Annotated in this window: 1 protein-coding gene; it reads left to right on the top strand. The window is 69.1% G+C overall.

Annotated features, from left to right (window positions below; translation table 11 throughout):
- The first annotated feature begins 53 nt into the window (after positions 1 to 53).
- Entirely contained in the window at positions 54 to 1,277 is a 1,224-nt protein-coding gene (locus tag AC1C2W_RS19640; protein WP_495414064.1) for an IS30 family transposase, read from the top strand.
- Positions 1,278 to 1,313: the final 36 nt, after the last annotated feature.

Raw genomic sequence — 1,313 nt, 5'->3', positions numbered from 1 at the left:
AGGCGGTCTCAACCGGTCATCGCAACACCCTGATTCTGGATGGGGTGTTTCGGATGGTGCGTGGCGGGATTGCGGTACCGCGACACTGGCGGCGGGTGTTCTGGCGCTCGTGGCTCGATGGTGGGGATGTGGGCTTGGCCGCCGCGGCAGCGGGCGTGTCCAGACGCACGGCACAGGAATGGATCGGCCAGGCTGGCGGGGTGCCTGATCTGGATCTTGTCGCGCCCTCGGGGCGGTTCTTGTCGTTCGAGGAGCGCGAGCAGATCGGACTATGGCACGCCGCGGGACGTTCGGGTCGGGAGATCGCGCGCCGGTTGGGGCGTCCGGCCTCGACGATCAGCCGCGAACTGCGCCATCGCGGGCGGCGGTCCAGTGATGGCCGATACGTGCCCTCGATCGCCCAAGCCCACCGAGACAGGCAGGCGGCCCGTGCGAAGGACGACCAACGCAAGCTCGCGGGCAGCGCGCGGTTGGCCGCGTATGTCGAGGCCCGCCTGGACGGCACGGTGCGCCCCGACAGCGGCCGGGCGCGGGTGTGGAGCCCGCAGCAGATCTCCAACCGGCTGCGGATCGATTTCCCCGATGATGAGTCCATGCGGGTCAGCCACGAGACGATCTACCAGGCGTTGTATGTCCAGGGCCGCGGCGGGCTACGCAAGGAGCTGCACACCGCGTTGCGCACCGGGCGGGCCCGGCGCCGTCCGCTCGCGCAGACACGTGCCAACCAGCAAGGACGCCGCCCGGTGGCGCCCGAGGTCCTGATCTCCCAGCGCCCGGCCGAAGTCACCGACCGGGCCGTGCCCGGCCACTGGGAGGGCGACTTGATCATCGGCACGGCGAACAAGTCCGCGATCGGGACCCTGGTCGAACGCACCACCCGGTTCGTGCTGCTGCTACACCTGCCCAACGGATACGCCGCCGACCAGGTCGCGGGCGCGATGCGGACCAAGATCACTACCCTGCCAGCGCATCTACGCCGCACCCTGACCTGGGACCAGGGCCGCGAGATGACTCCGAACGCGCGCGCCGGCATCGATATCGGGTTCACCGACCCCATCGACCTGTACTTCTGCGACCCGCACTCGCCCTGGCAACGCGGCACCAACGAGAACACCAACGGGCTCTTGCGCCAGTACTACCCCAAAGGCACCGACCTATCCGTCCACCCCGCTACCGACCTCGAGGACGTCGCCGAAGCACTCAACACCCGGCCCCGACAAACCCTCGGCTGGGCCACCCCCGCTGAGAAGCTCGCCGAGCTACTCTCAGCCCCGTGATCAAACCGGTGTTGCGATGACCGGTTGAGACCGCCG

The sequence above is a fragment of the Isoptericola sp. Y581 genome (assembly GCF_059445475.1).
Note: the sequence above shows the minus strand (reverse complement) of the source record. Positions and strands in the feature narration are given on the sequence as shown.